The sequence below is a fragment of the Tenacibaculum sp. SSH1-16 genome, from assembly GCF_040104435.1.
Classification (GTDB): domain Bacteria; phylum Bacteroidota; class Bacteroidia; order Flavobacteriales; family Flavobacteriaceae; genus Polaribacter; species Polaribacter mesophilus.
This window is the reverse complement of the sequence record NZ_JBECOV010000016.1, coordinates 33,991-50,601: the sequence shown is the minus strand read 5'-3', so window position 1 is coordinate 50,601 and position 16,611 is coordinate 33,991. Positions and strand designations below refer to the sequence as shown.

Below are 16,611 nucleotides of genomic sequence, written 5' to 3'. Positions count from 1 at the left end.
TTACCAATTCGTAAAGATTAATTCCTTCATCCAAGGAAGTTTACATAAGCTTAAATTCCATGGTAATTTAGTATCTATTAAAATATCTTGTGTTTTTCTTTCAACTGTCAGATTGGGGTTCTCTTTAGTTAAATCTAGTTTTCCTTCTCTTTGTAAATACTCATTACGCAATAGGTCATTTGAAGAACTTTTTAAAACCGACCAATTTTGAAGTACTGCTCTTAACAATTCCTCTGATTTTTCTTTAAGTTCATCACTCAGTACTACATTTCTTTCAATAGAACTTTGTATGGGTAGGTTGCACAAAAATTTTTCGAAAATTAAATTGTTTTCAAACTGTTGTTCTTTTTTAGTTGCTACATAATGTAGCAAGTGAACTGCTTCATTGGGTTTGATAATTTTGTTCTCATTGTCTAGAAAACCACATGTATTAAAAAACTGTTTTAAAAAAGGGTGTAATAAAATTAATCCCGCATTTTTTATAAGATGTGATTTAGGCTCGCTTATAACTTCTTTTTTTCTTAGAAAAGTATTTTTTAACGCTTCTTGATGTCTCCTTTTATATTCAGCTCTCTTTCGGTCTTCAGTAATTTTCTCCGTTTTTAAGTTTACTTCTTTATTTTCATAAAGATTCTTACTTTTCGCTTGCATTTTTATTCTTAATTCTTCTTTTACTTCTTTACTTTTCTCTTTTGATGATGTTTGCTTCTTTAAGGTTTCTTTTTTGTTTTGATTTTCTACTTTTTCAGGAGTATTTTGTGAATTAGAGTTACTTGATTCATTTTTTAGAAGAGTTAATTCTTCTGCTTTGTTTTGATTTTTTTTGCCTCCTACTTTATCTAGTTTATCAATACTTACATCTGATTTTTTCTCTTCTTTTTTACTTATAAACTCTGTATTAACAACCTCAATGCTACTTCTTTCTTTCTTCTCTTTAAACTCCTTCTGTTCTTTACTATTAGACTGATTTCTAAATATTCTTTCTTGAGAAGTTAGCTCTTGTAAAAATTGAGTTAGATTTTTTGAAGAATTAAAAGCCTTTGTTCTTTTGCATATCTCTATTTCTTCTTGAACTTCATTTACTATTCTTGAAAAATCATTATTAATTGTTGCTTTAATAAAAAACTCCCATACGCTGTTTTTTATCTTACAGTTTGTAAAATCAAATTTTTTAATGGTTGCTAGAAATGATTCATACTCTTTGGGTTTATTAAAAATACTTAGAAATAATATTTGTAACTCGTCAGTCTTAAACTGTTGAATTAATCTATTCTGTTGAACTTGATCTCTTAATGACTTTAAAAAACGTTCTTCAAAAAATTGACTTTCTGTTATTTCAAACAACATCTTTTTTGTAAAACTTTTCTCTTCTTTTTGATTCCACCAAGCTATTGTACCGTATTGCAAAAAGTGAAAAAAAGTATCTAATTTAGATTCTGTTGTAGTAACCTTTTTTATAGTTAATTTATGCAACTCTGGTGCTTTAAAAATTGCTTTTAGCTTTGTTATAAGTTGTTCTTTTATTTCTCTCTTTGTACTGCTATCGTTTATAGATGCATTGCTATTAGATATATTAACTTCAATATTTAAATTTTCTATTTGTTGAATGTTTGCTTCATACTCGATTTCTTGAGAGTTAAAATATTTTTCTATTTCTGGAAATACTTCTTTCTGTAAAAAGTTTTCGATGGTATTTTTACACTCTTCTGCTACTTTTTTACTTTTCGTATTTACCTCAACAAATACTTTTTGTATGGTATGTTCTAGGGCAGCCATTATGCGGTTTGTATTAAGTTTTCTTTTATAAACTTAGAAATGTATTCGGCTTGAATTTCTACTGAACATTTTCTTAAAAACTCTAATAAAGCTTCTTCTTTTTTTATTTGTCCTTCCGTAAACCCTGTGTCAATTTCAATTAACAAATCTTGAAGGTCTTGTTTGATTTCATCTGACTCTAAAACTGTTTGCTTTTGACAATGAAGAATATTAAAGAATAATCTTACCTGTGCTTTATAATATTTTACAAGTAACGTTCTATTATCAGCGTTCTGTAAAGAAAGCATCCACGTATTATTTAATAAATCTAAAAACAGTTCAGTTAATTGATTGTTGTTTTTTCCTGTTAAATAAGAATTGCTTTTATCGTCTATTATTTTTATATATATATCATTTGTAGGAACTACTACAGTCATGTTAACCTTACTTCCAACAATTCCATCATTCATACTAAATTTATTCGATTTATAGTAATTGTCAATTGCTCCTTTTGTTATTTCCTCACAGGTTTTATCTTGTATTTTTTCTATTTCTATAACTTCTGTTGTTGTATGCTCTCCGCACTTACTTGCTACCGTTAAAGAGACTTTTACTGAATCTCCATCAAAGTTGCTCAGGTCTTCTGTTATTGTTGTTCTTTTTATTTGAGGTTCTCTTTCAACTCCATTAATTACCCAAACATACTCGTCTCCCTTTTCTGAAGTATTTGTTAATGATACTATTCTAGTTTTTGAATCAAAACTATGTGTAAAACTTGCTTGTGGTGTTGCTGTAAGGTTAATTGTTTGTGTTACAAATGTTCCTACAATACCAATACTTACAGTTCCTGAATTAGTTAGTCCAGAATTAGCTGGTACAAACTCCCATGATTTTATTTCTTCATTAAACTTTACATTTCCACCTGTGAGTTGTACTCCTTCAATTTTTGGTCTTACTTCAACAGGATAAGGCTCTTTATCACTTAAACAAAAAGTGGTTGGTATGTTTATTGTAAACTCTGGAAATGCAATAGTCTTTGTAAACTTTGCAGTTGAGAAACAGCCATTACCATCAGTAATTGCAAGTGTTACTGTATATGTATTTTCTATTCCTTCTTTAACTAGTAATTTAGGATTAAAAAGTTCAGCTCCCGACTCAATACCATTTACACTCCAATTGAATTTTAACCCTTCTGGTTTTACTCCTTCTGGAAGGATAGCTTCGAAAACTGCTTCATAAAATAATTGTCCATCTTTCCATATAAATCTCGATTCACTTCTTTCTGAAATACTTATTTGCTTAACTTCATGAATCGTGATTCTTGCATTGGTTGTTTGCCCATCTTCTAAAAACTCAATTATTTGACCATAATTTTCAAAAACTGCTACATCAACAACTAGTTCATTGTTTTCAATCGTTACTCCATTTATGGCTCCATCTGCAATGGTTATTGTTCCATTAACATTCGTAAATGGAATTCTTGCTGTTTTTTCTTTAGTAAAATCGATACAATATGATGGTTGAATAGCTAATTCAGATGGTGTTAGTGTATCAAATTTTATTGGATTTATAGATATTTCTTTCGAACATGGTCCTAATGAAATTTTCAATCCTGGGTGTATCTCATTGTTTATATCATCAATTGGCAATCCATAATTTTGAAAAACTTTATTATTTATAGGTGTACGTTCCACTCTGGTACCATCTCCCATAAAGTCCCAAGAGTACTTGATGTTATTAAAGAAATTAGCATTTACAAAATCAGTGTCTTTCCAATGTAACACATAGGTTACTCTTGCTTTCGATTTATTCTCATTATATTCAATAGGTTGTTCTACTTCAACTAATAACTCTAATGCTGGATATACAATAAGTTCACAATCTGTAGGCTCATCATTAACCATAAATTTAATTGGTTTACCTAATAAACTTTTATCTATTTTAGTTACATCAATTTTCCATCTTTTATCTTCTTCATCTAAATAAACTCCTGACTCCACACCTTCAGGCACATTTGCTTTTACTTCTCCATCTAATGGTCTTACAGTAAATAATAAAGAGTCAATTTCTATATCTTTTTTCAAACAAATAGTACTTACTGGCAAGCTTAAAAATGGTGGTTCTTTAGGAATTATGAAATTCACTGGAGCACAATCTGAACAACACATATACGGTAGCGAAAAATCTGCTACTACTGTATTTTTCAGTGTTTCATTTTCTTTAATTACAGTATTTTCTTCGAAATATAATTTTTTGTTAGTTTCTAAAACAACAGAGTTATATACCTGTAAAAAATATTCATCTTTAGGTACCAAATGGTCTTTAATAATAATACGCATTCCTACAGAACCGTCTTCGTTTATAACTGTTTCTTCAGCTTTTAGAGTTTTAGACATTCCTGTTTGAATCCAAATTCCATTTAAAAAAGCTGAAAAATTACTAACTGTTTCTGCTAATGTTTCACCTACAAGCACAATATTGTTGCTAATATATTTTGTGTGTGGTGTTTTGAAATAATTCGCATCTACAAATGAAAATTCTATAGTTGAACTTTTATCCCATAGCTTTATTATTCCTCCATTTTTATAACTAATCTCATCTTTACTGATAGCTAAATCTTTCGAGTTTATAAACTTATTTGTAATGTCTGATTCTTTATCTGAAGTTACTGGTTGATTTTTAAATACGATGTTTAGCACTACATCATCAAACGTGTTTTTATCTGTTGCATTTTCGGTAACGTATACCATTACAAAAGTTCCTCCTGGAATAACTCCTGCTTTATGTTCAAGACCTGGATGTTGTTTTACAAATTCTGAAAGTTGTATTCTTTCTAGAATCTTTTTCTTTCTTTTTTCTATTTCTAAAAGTAGTGTTTCTAACTTTTTTCCTGAACAACAAACAATAGATAATTGGTTAATTAATAAACCTAAAATTTGTTTGGTTGAAACTTCCAATGAGGTACTGTTGTACTTTGCTTGTAGGTTTTTTACTTTCTTACAAAGCTCTGCTATTGTCAGTTTATAACTTGTTAGCACAAGACTATCTATATCTCTTATATTTAATGGTATTTTTGTGTCTAAAATATACGTATGAACTAAGGTTTCTGTAAGGTCTGTTAATATAAAATCACTAAGTGTTGGTTCTTCTTTCCAAACTTCTTTTTCTTTTATAGCCTCGGTTTCTTTATTCAATTCAACAATAATATCACTTGCGGATCCTTCTTTATTTTTACCTATTACACGATCTATTAAATAGCCTATTGAGTCTTCATCTTTCGTCAAGTTTTCTTTTACAATATTTTCTTTATTAATCAGATAGTCTTGGTATTTGTTTAAAACAGTTTTATTGTATTTATATATTGTTTCTCGTTTTTTAGTTTTTTCCTTAGAAAGAAACTTCATTTTATTTATTACTTCTTTGTCCATAAAAGCAGTGTCCGCTGCTACTTCTTCAGTTGCACTTATTCTTTTATCTTTTGATGGAATTAGTTTATCCACTACTATATTAACCTTTGGGTTGGTTAATTTGAATGCTGAAAATGTTTTACTTACTTCTGATAAAATGCAATTTTGTTCTGCTCTCCATGCGTTTAACAACATTTTTAAATCTTCAAACTCACATTCATAATTATTAATGTTGATGTTTTGTTTCGTAGTATTGATGGAAAGTGTTTTCACATCAAAATTTAATCCGTATTTTTTTTTATCGTCCAAAATTTTCGCTAGTGCTTCGCGATACATTTTTCCTTGATGCCCTTCAATTCTATAAAAATCATTGTTATCAATGTTATATGATAATGGGTTTTGAATTGCTTCTGATTTTTTAAGATTCTCTTTTTGATAGCTTAAATTTTGGTTGTCTCTATAATTTTTTGTTTTATTAAAATCCCAATTCTTTAAAAACTGTGAAGAAACGTTGTAATAAAAAGGAATTGCTTTGTCGCTTAAAGGAGTATATGCTTTTGATGGGGTTATTACCACATCTTCTGATTTTGTTTTTCCTATATAATTACTCGAAATAGCAATTGCTCTATTAATTAACAACTGTATTTTTTGAAGGTTTTCATTTTCATGACCTACAATAGTTGATTTATAAAGTCGGTGACGTAATTCTGGATATGCTGTTTCTTTTTCCAACTTTCCTAACATTACATGCTTTGGAAAAGCTCCTATATTTGGACAACAGTTTACATTAATATGAAGTAAAAGTTCTTTAATTTCATTATACGTATCTACCAAATCTTTGATAACATCGTACCTGTATTGAAAATCTAATGGAATAGCAAACGGACTATAATTAAATAATGCTTTTATTTTAGTAGTTATTGATGGTTTTTGAAATTTTGAGAATATCGTATCAAAACCATCAATTAAATCTACACTTATACTTTTGTCTTTAATTACACTATCAAACTGAGCTTTTAATTCTGAAAACGTTTTGGTGTTTTTCTCATTTAACACCACTCTTTTTGCTTTTACAACAGGTAACTCATCATTAATTTTATACCAATTGTGTTTTAAAAAAATAGTGTCTTTTGATGCAATAGCTTCTAAGTCTTCAATACTTATAAGTAATACTCGTAGCTTATTAATCTGCTCGATACCTTGATTATCACATGTTAGTTTATTACATAATACATCTTCGTTTGGATATTGTTCGAGATACAATAAAACAGCCATTTTTTGTATCTCTGGAAACTCAATTAAAGGGGTATGCGACTCATTTTCTTCACTATGTAATTCCCATAAATTATATTGCTTTTTTTGAGTATTTCTAAAACGCTCGTATTTGCCGTCGGTATCCTCAAATTTTTTGTAGAATGAAAACTTTTTTGATTTTATGTTTTCTTTTATTAAATCAAAAAACTGAATTAAATCTCCATCAGTAGTTACTGCTACTCCTTGAGTAATTTCAATACTCGACACAACTGTTTTATCTGTAGTAAATTTTGGAGTTACCTCAAACCCACAGGCTATTCCAACACCACTTAAACCTAATCTCGACAAACGGTTTTGATCTTCAAAATAGTCGATAAATGTATTGAGTTGTGTTTCTGTTAACACTTGATTAGCATTAAACTTACTATATTCAGTTGTAATTTCTCTTAGTTTCAGGTTAGTCGTTTCCATACGTATTATGTTTTGGCTGTGTTAATAAATAAACACGTACTGTTTTTATGAGTTTTCTTCGTTATTATTTTCTTTTTCTGATTGTATGTTTCCTATACTAGATTGGTTTAGTATAATTCTTCCATCTAATGCTTCGTCTTCTGCATTACAATCGGTTAATCTCCCTGATGGATAGATAGTATTTAATTGCTGTATAGCTTGTATTAAATCTAACAGCTCGTTATTTTCTACAGGTTGTTTTTGTTCTAAGTTTGTTTTTGCAAACAGGTATTTTTTATATGCATTTTCAAACTGCAACAAATCATTTTCATTATCAGATATAATTCCTTTACGCTCCCCTACCCAACATATTCTTGGTAGTACATGTGCTGGAAGTTCTTGCCTGATAACATCTTCCATATAGCGTCTAAAATCTGGGTTTGAAAAACGATATGTATATCCTGGTAAAACAATACTGACTCTATAAGAATAAGGATCAATCGTTCCACAATCTTCACAATCTTTTGCACAAATAGGTAGGAAGTTTTCTATTTTGTTACTCGTGTTTTTTGGTCGTAAAATCATCTGTTCTTCATTATAAATCCCTTTTTCTAAAAAATCTTTTTTTAGTAGGCAGAGAAGTTTCTTTAAAGCATTCTTTAATGCGTTCCTATTTTCATATTCACTTGACTTTGCAAGACTCGATTCACTGTTATCTTCATGCTTTTCACGGTTAACTATATTAAACCAATATTTTACAGAATTTGGTTGTTTTGATAATGTAGCATTATGGATCCTTATGTGCCCAACTCTCTTTTTATCTACAATATCTTTTTTAAATACTCTCTCTAAATCAATTTCTTTTATTTGTAAAACTTGCTGTGTAATTAAATAGAAACCTTCTACTGCAATTTTTTCACTTGCATAGTTTTCTTGGGCTGATAACAAGATGTTTCCATCATTATCTCGTAATTTCCATCGATAGGTATTACTTCCTTCTATTTCTTCGTATATTTCAACATAAGACTCTGTAACATCTGGGCGCAATAGCATATGCTCTACTAAAAACATTCCTTCTTCTGTGAAATCTTTTTTTAGAAAAGAAATTATCTCTAACAATGCTTCTTTTAAATCATTGATGTTAGTATAGTATTTGTATTGCTTTGCAATGATGTAATCAGAACTACTCTTTGGCTTTTCTGGATTGATAACATCAAAAGAATACTTTACTGGAATAGAAGGTTTTGATGGTGTAGATTTATGAATTCTTATGAATCCAATTTGCATATTATTTGTAATCCCCTCTTCAAAAGCTTCCTTTATATCTTTTTCCTTGGTTTGCACAATTTGTAATACTGCAAAGTATAATTCTTCAATAGCTAAAACTTTTTTAGCATAGTTTTCAGTTGCTGATAGTAATATGTTTCCATTAGTATCTTTTAATCTCCATCTATATGTGTTACTACCCTCTGATACTTCATAAATATCTACACTGGTTTCCGTTAAATATCTTCTTTTCTCATTGGAAATCCCCATTAAACGTGCTATTCGTTTTTGAAATCCAGATACGTTATTTGTATACCATAATTTATCTTGGTTTTGTTTGTAATAGTTAAAAGCAAGCCCTTTTTCACTACTAATCACTTTATAATCTTTTAAAAAGGCTTCTTTGTTTAATAGTACAATTTCATCAGTTGCTGTTCCATACAACGCTTTCATAATAAATGTGTATTCTCCAAATCGTTCTGCAAAACGCGCTAACAAATGATTTAAAATAGAATTTCTGCGTTCCACATTGTTATCAAACTGATTGAATAAAAGCTTTGTTAATTCATCATCATTTGATTGTGGATATTCACTTATAAGCTCTTCAAAATCTTTAATGTCTTTTATCGCTTGTGTAAAAAATGTTCGCGTTTCTTGTCCGCTAATAGACAATAATGTTTTTACTTCTGATAAGTGTTTGAAATAGGTTGCTAAGATTTGATCGAAAAATGTTAGATAGGCTTTTAATTGTTTTGCTTTTGCTTTCCTTTCATTCGTAACATGTACGGCTAATCCTTCTTGACCGATTCCATAAGTATCCGGGAAATCATTTTGAATAGTAGTGTACTCGTTAGCTCCTATTGAACTTCCTTTTGGCAACGATAAAACCTTGTCTTCATCTGCTATTTGTTGCGATTCTATTTCATCTTCTTTTAATTGTTTTAAATACTCATCTACTCTATCATAGTTTAAGTTGAGAGGAAGGAATCCTTTGCTAAAATTAAACGTACTCTTTTCACATAACACAGGTTTTTTATCAGGGTCAATACAAACTACCCATTTATTTTCTTGGACTATATTTTCATCACAAAAACCTACAGAGATGTCTTTAATTAATTTTACCCCTTCAATGTTCATGATAATTTTCATCACATCTGAAAGGCGCACTTCTTTTCTCAATTCTGCTTTTTTCAGTTCTTTTACATCTATAAATCCATTCTTTAAAATAGGTCCATCAAAAACCTCATCAGTTGCATACCCTTTATCTAGCATTTGCTGAATTGAATAGAACTTTAAAGATGGAGATAGGTAGTTTTCTATTTGGAATAAAATATTAGCATATACCCACTCTTCATCTGCTTCAGGAATTACATCAACATTAGCACAAATAGCAATCGGTTGCGTGTCTACTTCTTTTATTTCTATTAAATCTTCACATAAATTTCTATTCTCATGATAAGCTGTTTTGATATTCGGAAAAATCTGCTCTTTTGTATAACCTTCTTCTAAATCAACTAATAGCGAATACAATCCTTTTAGCTTAAAATCTTTTTGAAATTCTGGTAGAATGTCTTCAAACTTTTTATAGCTTAATTTGTTATTCTTGCAATCAACAAACACTTGTTTGTCATAAATTCGTAGCCAACAATTTTTTACTCCTTCTAAATCAATAAACAATTTTCTATAGTCTAATTCATTGACTGGTTTGGTTGGGAAAATTTCTGAAGCTTTGTAAAATTGTGCTTGTAGCGATAAATTCGAATCTTTGGATGCTAATAAGTTTTCCAATGGTGTATCAATACGCATTCCTAAATCCGTAATGGCATAACACAACATTTCCAAAATAGTAACTCCTGGATCATGTGAATTGAAGTCAGTCCATAACTTACCTCCTAATTTTTCCAAATAAGAGATTCCTTCTTTTCTTAAAAAAGAAAAATCTAAGTCATCTTTGGTAGATATATTCTTTGGTATATTGATATGTTCATTTATAGCTGACATGTTTGTTCTATGATTTTTTTAGTTCCTTTACAGGTAGTTAATACAGTACTTACATTATGTGTTTTAGCAGATACTAATATTGATTTTGGATTACTTGGTTCTATTTTGTACACCTTGGCATCACCATTCATGGTTACATTCTGTAAATAATCTACATAAGTCAGTTTTTCTAAGTAGTCAATCAATATGCTTTTGTGCAGCATAATCCCGAAGGTTACTTCTTTGGTTTCGTCAAACGCCCAAGGTGATAGGAATTTTGTGATGTCAGTTTTTAGCTGCTCGGTGTAATAGTTTTCATCATATCCTTCATAAAAACTAACTTCTAAACCAATCGTTATTTCTTCATAATTAGGATTGATAACTTCAGCATTTACATGCAAGGTGTTTAATGAATTGATATAATTCATAACACTATTTAAAGTAGCTTTGCTAACTCTTGGTTGATAAATATCAAATACATTTTTATTTACGGTATCTGGTACCACAATTAAAGTAACATGCCCTGCTGCTGTAAAACTTGTTTCTGAAGTATGATTTAAACACTTCACTTTATAAATTTCAGGGAACTCCTGAAGAATTAAGTGTTCATAATCCCATAAAGTTATGGCTCTGTTTTTGTGACGTAATCGCTCGCTTATTCTTCTATAAAAATTAGCATCAGATTCTTCTGGGCTTCCTCCAAATGCATTGTAAGGCTGTGAAACTGATTTTATTTGCGGAATACGTGTCACCATTTTTTTGATGGTCTCACAAGGCAACCCGTTTTTTAAATGGCTTACCTCATTATCGTTATTCTTGAACGTAGCCAATACTGCTTGAGCGTGAATTCCAATCGCTTTACATACTGCATCATATGACTTATTCATTTGTGCTTTTATCCAAGTATATCCTGATGGCAATAATGTATTATTTGAAGTAGCTTCTTTAGGTATTGAAAACGTAACAATTCCTGATTTTAAGAAGCTGTCTGTATTATTAGAAATGATATTATTCTCTAACGTTTTCCATTTATTATTACATAATATCGACCAATTTATCTTTTCGTTTTCTCCAAAACTTTCTACTAGTGGGTTTTCACTTCCTTCTAATACTTGGATTAACAGTGAAAGATTTTGCTGAGGCTCTACATTTTCTATTCCTAAAAATAAGTGACCTCCTACACAGTATTTTGGCACTAGTGTGGTTTGAATAACATCTTTATCAAAAAGATCTACAATTCCTTTTTCTTCTTGTAAATACTTTTTTTCTGCGTAATTTTCTTCATGCTGACCAAAAGGGTGTTCATGAAACAGTTGAATACGATTTCCTTCTAAATCCATTTTTTCCAGAAGCATCGTTTCTTCTGCTGAATAATTTACAGAAATTGATTCAACCAAAGGAGTGTAAGGTTCATTAGGAAAAATAATATCTTTATCATTTGCACTTACTGCTAATGCATAAAGTTTAGAGTATAATTCGTGTAAAAAGGATTGCTCTAAACTAAGTTGTAAGGCTTCTGCTTTTCCTATTTCATAAGCATTTGCATTATTTTCTACTTCAAACTCTGCCGTATAGCTTACCTCATCAGTTTCTTCATCTATCTCTTTTATAAAGAGATTTTTTATTTCTCCTACAGTTTCATTGGCTTCTCCCGCAACGTGTAATAATCGTTTTTCTACTTTAAAATGCGTTTCATTATTCACCAATAAGGCTCTTTCATCTATATTTTTATTGAGTACATCAATATATTTATTGATTGATGAATAGTTTGATGATGTTACATATGCTTGATACCATTCTTTAAAATCTTCTGGAGTATTTTTCCAACGTAGATTTACTTTAAAATCTTTCCATTTTTTTGAGAAGGCTTCTTTATAACTTACACTAAAATTAGATCCTTCAATAGGGCGTGTAGTAAAAGGGTGAAATGGTTTTTTAGTTCTTACCACTCCATTATCATTTTCAACAATTGCTGATTTTACTCCTTTAACATCTGTTTTTATAGTTACTTTTTCAAGTATATTACCTGCCAACAACCTATAAAAATCATATCCTTTCGTGTTAGAAACATCAAAAACAAAACGAACTAATGGATATGATGTATCGTATTTTTCAAGTAAAAACTCTTCATTATATGCTACCAACGCTTCTGAATCAAGTCCTAATGTAAATGTAAAACTTACTTCATTGGTAATTTCCAAATTACCTTCGTTCACATGGTTAATTGCGATTAATGTTGGTGTTATCCATTTTTCATTTCCACTTCCAAAAAGCTGAATGGTTGGGATTAATTCACTTACCTCAAAGGATGATTCTTCAAAATTGTTTTTAAACTTAATAGTAACCGTTACTGTTCTATCTCCTTCTTGTAACCACAACATTGGTGAAGCAATAGAAAACCCAAGTTCAGCATCTGGCAACTCAGTAGCATTCTTTTCACTTGCTGGATACCCAAAAGGGTACCAATATGGTTCGTCTTCTGGTAATTCCTCTTCAATCCCATCTTTCGTATTTGCTACCTCACTTACTTTTATCTTTTTTAATTCTACTGTGTTGTTGTTATAAATTGTTTTTATAACTCCTACTGATGCTTTATTAACAATTAACTCTTCTTCTGTTTCGTATACTAACGGATTCCCAAGACTGTCTTTTTCCGCATCCAATAAAGTGCCTTCTTCTATTCGTTCATCCGTTATTTTTTTAGCTAGTTCAAAAATTACATGTGCTTGATCTGGAATTGGTTCTCTTTTTTGAACTTGAAGTATTTCTTTGTAATAAAAATCTAAGTGACGTTTGGTTAAATTGTTAAATCGTTCTTTTGAAAGTTCTAATAACTTTAAAAAACATACGAATAAAGTTAAGTGCGGACTTAATTTTCCTTCTTGGGTATACCCCTCAAGAGTTGTCTGAATATTCTCTTTTAATTTATTGTATTCTCTTGTTCCTCTAAAAGGAATAGTTGATGTGGTTAGTTTTTTGAAAAAATGTTGCCAATCTCCTGAAGCTACTTCGTGATTTTCTGTAGGAAAATAATTTAGTTTTTTGGCAAAATTATAGGCAAACAATATCCAATCTTCTATAGTAAAATCGTGAAGTTCGAAATTTTCAGGATTCAATGCTTCAATGTATCGTAGCTCTTGACCTGTTCCACTTCGTTGTAATATGTTAGATATGATTTTACTCATGATGTATCTTAGTTTATATCGGTTCCTTCTCCTTTATAAAAAGGGAAAACCACATTGGTTCTACTATTTGTAGCTCTAATTCTATATTCAATTTTTATAATCAACATTCCTTCTAAAGGATCTGTTTCTGAAACATCAATATGAATCACATCAATTCTTGGTTCGTGATATAAAATTGCTGTTTCTATTAAATCTTTAGCATAGGTTATTAGCGTTCTATCTAACTTTTCAAAAAGAAGCTCTTGTAAGTTGCAACCGTAATTAGGAAGCATAACACGTTCTCCTAATCGAGTAGTTAACAGTATTTCTAAACTACTTTTAATGTCTTCTTCTTCAGAAATCATAATGACTTCACTTAGATCTTTTGAAAACTCTGGCGGAAAACCCCAACCTATTCCTAAAAATGCTTTTTTATTTTCCATTATTATCCTATTAAAACTGTTGGTTCTCCTAACACAATAGTTCCTCCATGTGAAGTACTATCTCCCATTCTTGCTGCTGGCATTCCACCTATTAATACTGTTCCTGAACCAGCCACTATACTATCTGGTGGTCCGGTACAAGTAGCCATATCACCTACTCTCGCCGCAGGTAATCCTCCAATTAATACGGTAGGTTCTCCTGCTGGTAAAATTGGTCCTCCAACGTGAGGAACCGTTCCTGTTACCATTGGGCATACATGCATGTCTGTTATTCTTGCTGCTGGATTCCCCATTTTTTTAATTTATTTGAACTAATGAACCTTTTAAAACTGCTATAGCGCTTGTTGAAACTTCTGCTCCAGCACTGCCTTCTGCTTTAAATTCTGCATTTGCTGCTATACTCACATTAGTTCCTTCAATAGTTACATCTCCTGACGCTTTTAATGAAATATCTCCAGCACTTTCCATTGATATTCCATCGCTGTTTATCGTAATTATATTAGAGTTATCATCTTCAATCGTTATGGCTCCTTCATCTTCATCCAGCGTAATCATTTTTCCTGCGGGTGTTTCAATGGTGATTATTTTTTTGTCGTCATCAAACAATACCTTCATTTCACTTCTTGTAATGATTCCTTTTTCGTGATTATCATCGGTTGCTGTGATTGGAGATGGTTTTGCGCTACTATGTAACATTCCTAAAACAATAGCATCATTAGGATCATCATTGATAAACCCTACAATCACCTCATCTCCTATTTCAGGACGAAAGAAAATGCCTCTATTTTCTCCTGCATCGGGTGAGGCTACTCTACACCAAATACCTTCTTCTTCGTTATTTACTATGGGAATTTGCACTAGAATCCTATCTTCTCCGTCAGGGTCTTCTTCTAATTGAGAAACAATTCCTACTTGTAAGCCTTGAATAGCTGGTAATAATCCTGAAGCTGGTTTTGCTGAGATTTCAAAGGTTTCAGAAAACCATTCTGTTGATAATCCAAACTGTGCATTGACTATCCAATTTCCTTCTGAAATTACATGTTGAACTCCTGTTACATATACATTTCCGTTAAATCGGTCTCCTACACCTTCTAGTTTTAAAATGGTGTTTGGTTTTACTGACGGGATTCCTTGAAACTTTACACGTCCTCTTACTTTTGCCAATTGTTGAAATAACCATTTGGCATCTGCCCAATCTTGCAGTTCGGTATCGGTAACAACACCTCCGTGTCGTAACTCCATACTTTCTAAACCTATCGTTTTGTTTAAATCTGAAACAGATAAGTTTCCGTTTAAACTTACATTTGGGTCTTTCCCTTCAATTTCGACTACTTCTTGGTCAGCATGATTCCAACTATAAGCTGCTACTTTTTTAACTTGATGACGTGCGTCTATTTCTGCATCAAAATCTAATAAGGAACTACCGAAGGTTACGGTTTCAATTTCTGACTGACTTACATTGGGTTTGGCTATGGTAATGGTTCCATCATCAACAAAACACAGTTTCCCATTTGCTTGGGCTCTTGAAACTACAAAATCCCAATCTGACGCATTGTATTGTACTAATTCTGCATGATTGTAATTTGTAGATTCTACCTCTTTAGCTAAACCATAATTTCCAATGATTTCTTCAAAAATGTCGCTATCGGTGCTTTCGTAAAAATACTTGCTTTTTCTACCTACCGTCATTTTCACAGCTTCGTCTTTACATTCAACAATCAACTGTGCTGAATTGACTCTAATTCTTAGGTTATGTTTAATAACTATTCCTTTAAAAATGGTTTCTTCATCTGAATGATACCCTGCCGTAACCTCAACTTCTTTTCCTGGAATTAACAACTCTTCGTTACTTAACTTAAAATCTCTCTGTGAAGCTTCTCCATCAATTAAAATAATTTGAGCGGTTGGTATTTTATTTACTTCTTTTGAAACAGTAATATTTTTCACCTCATATTGTTTGGAAAGTTCTTCTCCTCCAATCAAGATTTTAAAAGTGACTAAATCGGCACTTTTTGAAGTTTGTATAGTTCCTGTATTATTCATTTATGCGAATTTTTGTAAGGGTGGAAAAAAAATTTCTTGCCCAGGTTGTAATTTCCTGAACTGCATTATTTTATTAACACGAGCTACTTCCAAATAATACTTGGAGTCTCCATAAATACGATGACACATAAGTGGCAAAGTGTCTCCTGACTTTACTTTACGATAATGTGTTAAATCTGGCGACTGATTATTTTCTCTTGCTACTCGTAAATCATCATCAACAGTTCCTTTTACTTTTAATTTTGCATTGGCACGTAAAGGTGTTCCGTCTGGTGCAAACAATTTATACTCTATAGAAAGATCGACTAAAGAGCCTTTAAAAAGGAGAGCTCCCCATTTAATCATTAAATAGTTAGGTTTGTGCTCTTCTCCTTTGTATTCAAAAACAATTTTTTTAAATGCTTCAATTTTATCTATGATTCCATCTTTTAGATCACTTTTTCCGTCAATGGCTCCACTACTATCAAACAACAGATCTAAATCTAATTCTTGAGGAGGTATTCTTGTAAACTTAGGTTGAGAGCCACTTGTACCTTGCCCTTGCTCTTCAGTATATTCTGGCTTATAAGCAATCATATACTTTTCTGGGTTTACTAATGTTGTAAACTCTCCATTGGCTACTTCATCCTTAAACTTATCGTCAGAATAGGCCTTTATTACTAATTTTTTTAACTCTCCTTGACTCATTATCGTTGTTTTTGCCTTTCAAGAATATCCATTACTTCTTCCACACATGCTGAAACTATAGCTGCAGTATTTCCGTTTTTTGATCCACTTGTTTTTCCTTGTGATTCTGATTTCTCATCCACATTAATCTTGATATGTAGTTCTTTGATGGTAATAGGCATC

9 protein-coding genes are annotated in these 16,611 nt (G+C 31.1%); all 9 read right to left on the bottom strand.

What is annotated here, in order from left to right; genetic code table 11:
* The 9 genes from ABMY20_RS14965 to ABMY20_RS14925 are packed head-to-tail and all read right to left on the bottom strand — an operon-like array spanning nt 1 to nt 16,610.
* Nucleotides 1-1,776 carry a contractile injection system tape measure protein gene (locus tag ABMY20_RS14965; RefSeq protein WP_349265676.1) on the bottom strand — a complete coding sequence of 592 codons (1,776 nt, stop codon included), beginning with the start codon at nt 1,774-1,776 and terminating at the stop codon, nt 1-3.
* The gene (locus ABMY20_RS14960; protein ID WP_349265675.1) at nt 1,776-6,887 is read right to left on the bottom strand and encodes a hypothetical protein; all 5,112 of its coding nucleotides are present in this window, start codon (nt 6,885-6,887) and stop codon (nt 1,776-1,778) included. The genes ABMY20_RS14965 and ABMY20_RS14960 overlap by 1 nt, the downstream gene beginning before the upstream one ends.
* Before the next feature lie 45 nt (nt 6,888-6,932).
* Entirely contained in the window at nt 6,933-10,133 is a 3,201-nt protein-coding gene (locus ABMY20_RS14955; protein ID WP_349265674.1) for a hypothetical protein, read from the bottom strand.
* Nucleotides 10,121-13,297 (bottom strand): baseplate J/gp47 family protein, encoded by a 3,177-nt coding sequence (locus ABMY20_RS14950; RefSeq protein ID WP_349265673.1) that lies wholly within the window; start codon nt 13,295-13,297, stop codon nt 10,121-10,123. Before ABMY20_RS14950 ends, ABMY20_RS14955 begins: the two co-directional genes overlap by 13 nt.
* Nucleotides 13,298-13,305: 8 nt before the next feature.
* Nucleotides 13,306-13,719 (bottom strand): GPW/gp25 family protein, encoded by a 414-nt coding sequence (locus tag ABMY20_RS14945; protein WP_047790300.1) that lies wholly within the window; start codon nt 13,717-13,719, stop codon nt 13,306-13,308.
* 2 nt (nt 13,720-13,721) lie between these two features.
* The gene (locus tag ABMY20_RS14940) at nt 13,722-14,012 is read right to left on the bottom strand and encodes a PAAR domain-containing protein (protein WP_173359354.1); all 291 of its coding nucleotides are present in this window, start codon (nt 14,010-14,012) and stop codon (nt 13,722-13,724) included.
* A gap of 4 nt (nt 14,013-14,016) precedes the next feature.
* Nucleotides 14,017-15,762, bottom strand: a complete 1,746-nt coding sequence (gene vgrG, locus ABMY20_RS14935) for a type VI secretion system tip protein VgrG (RefSeq protein WP_349265672.1) — start codon at nt 15,760-15,762, stop codon at nt 14,017-14,019.
* Nucleotides 15,763-16,449: a LysM peptidoglycan-binding domain-containing protein gene (locus ABMY20_RS14930; protein ID WP_349265671.1), complete on the bottom strand. Its 687-nt coding sequence runs from the start codon at nt 16,447-16,449 to the stop codon at nt 15,763-15,765.
* Nucleotides 16,449-16,610 (bottom strand): DUF5908 family protein, encoded by a 162-nt coding sequence (locus ABMY20_RS14925; RefSeq protein WP_164505160.1) that lies wholly within the window; start codon nt 16,608-16,610, stop codon nt 16,449-16,451. The genes ABMY20_RS14930 and ABMY20_RS14925 overlap by 1 nt, the downstream gene beginning before the upstream one ends.
* Between the last annotated feature and the right edge of the window lies 1 nt (nt 16,611).

Bases quoted from the DNA above. Each gene is read 5' to 3' on its own strand.
- ABMY20_RS14965 (WP_349265676.1), bottom strand. From the start codon at position 1,776: ATGGCTGCCCTAGAACATACCATACAAAAAGTATTTGTTGAGGTAAAT.
- ABMY20_RS14960 (WP_349265675.1), bottom strand. From the start codon at position 6,887: ATGGAAACGACTAACCTGAAACTAAGAGAAATTACAACTGAATATAGT.
- ABMY20_RS14955 (WP_349265674.1), bottom strand. From the start codon at position 10,133: ATGTCAGCTATAAATGAACATATCAATATACCAAAGAATATATCTACC.
- ABMY20_RS14950 (WP_349265673.1), bottom strand. From the start codon at position 13,297: ATGAGTAAAATCATATCTAACATATTACAACGAAGTGGAACAGGTCAA.
- ABMY20_RS14945 (WP_047790300.1), bottom strand. From the start codon at position 13,719: ATGGAAAATAAAAAAGCATTTTTAGGAATAGGTTGGGGTTTTCCGCCA.
- ABMY20_RS14940 (WP_173359354.1), bottom strand. From the start codon at position 14,012: ATGGGGAATCCAGCAGCAAGAATAACAGACATGCATGTATGCCCAATG.
- vgrG (WP_349265672.1), bottom strand. From the start codon at position 15,762: ATGAATAATACAGGAACTATACAAACTTCAAAAAGTGCCGATTTAGTC.
- ABMY20_RS14930 (WP_349265671.1), bottom strand. From the start codon at position 16,449: ATGAGTCAAGGAGAGTTAAAAAAATTAGTAATAAAGGCCTATTCTGAC.
- ABMY20_RS14925 (WP_164505160.1), bottom strand. From the start codon at position 16,610: ATGCCTATTACCATCAAAGAACTACATATCAAGATTAATGTGGATGAG.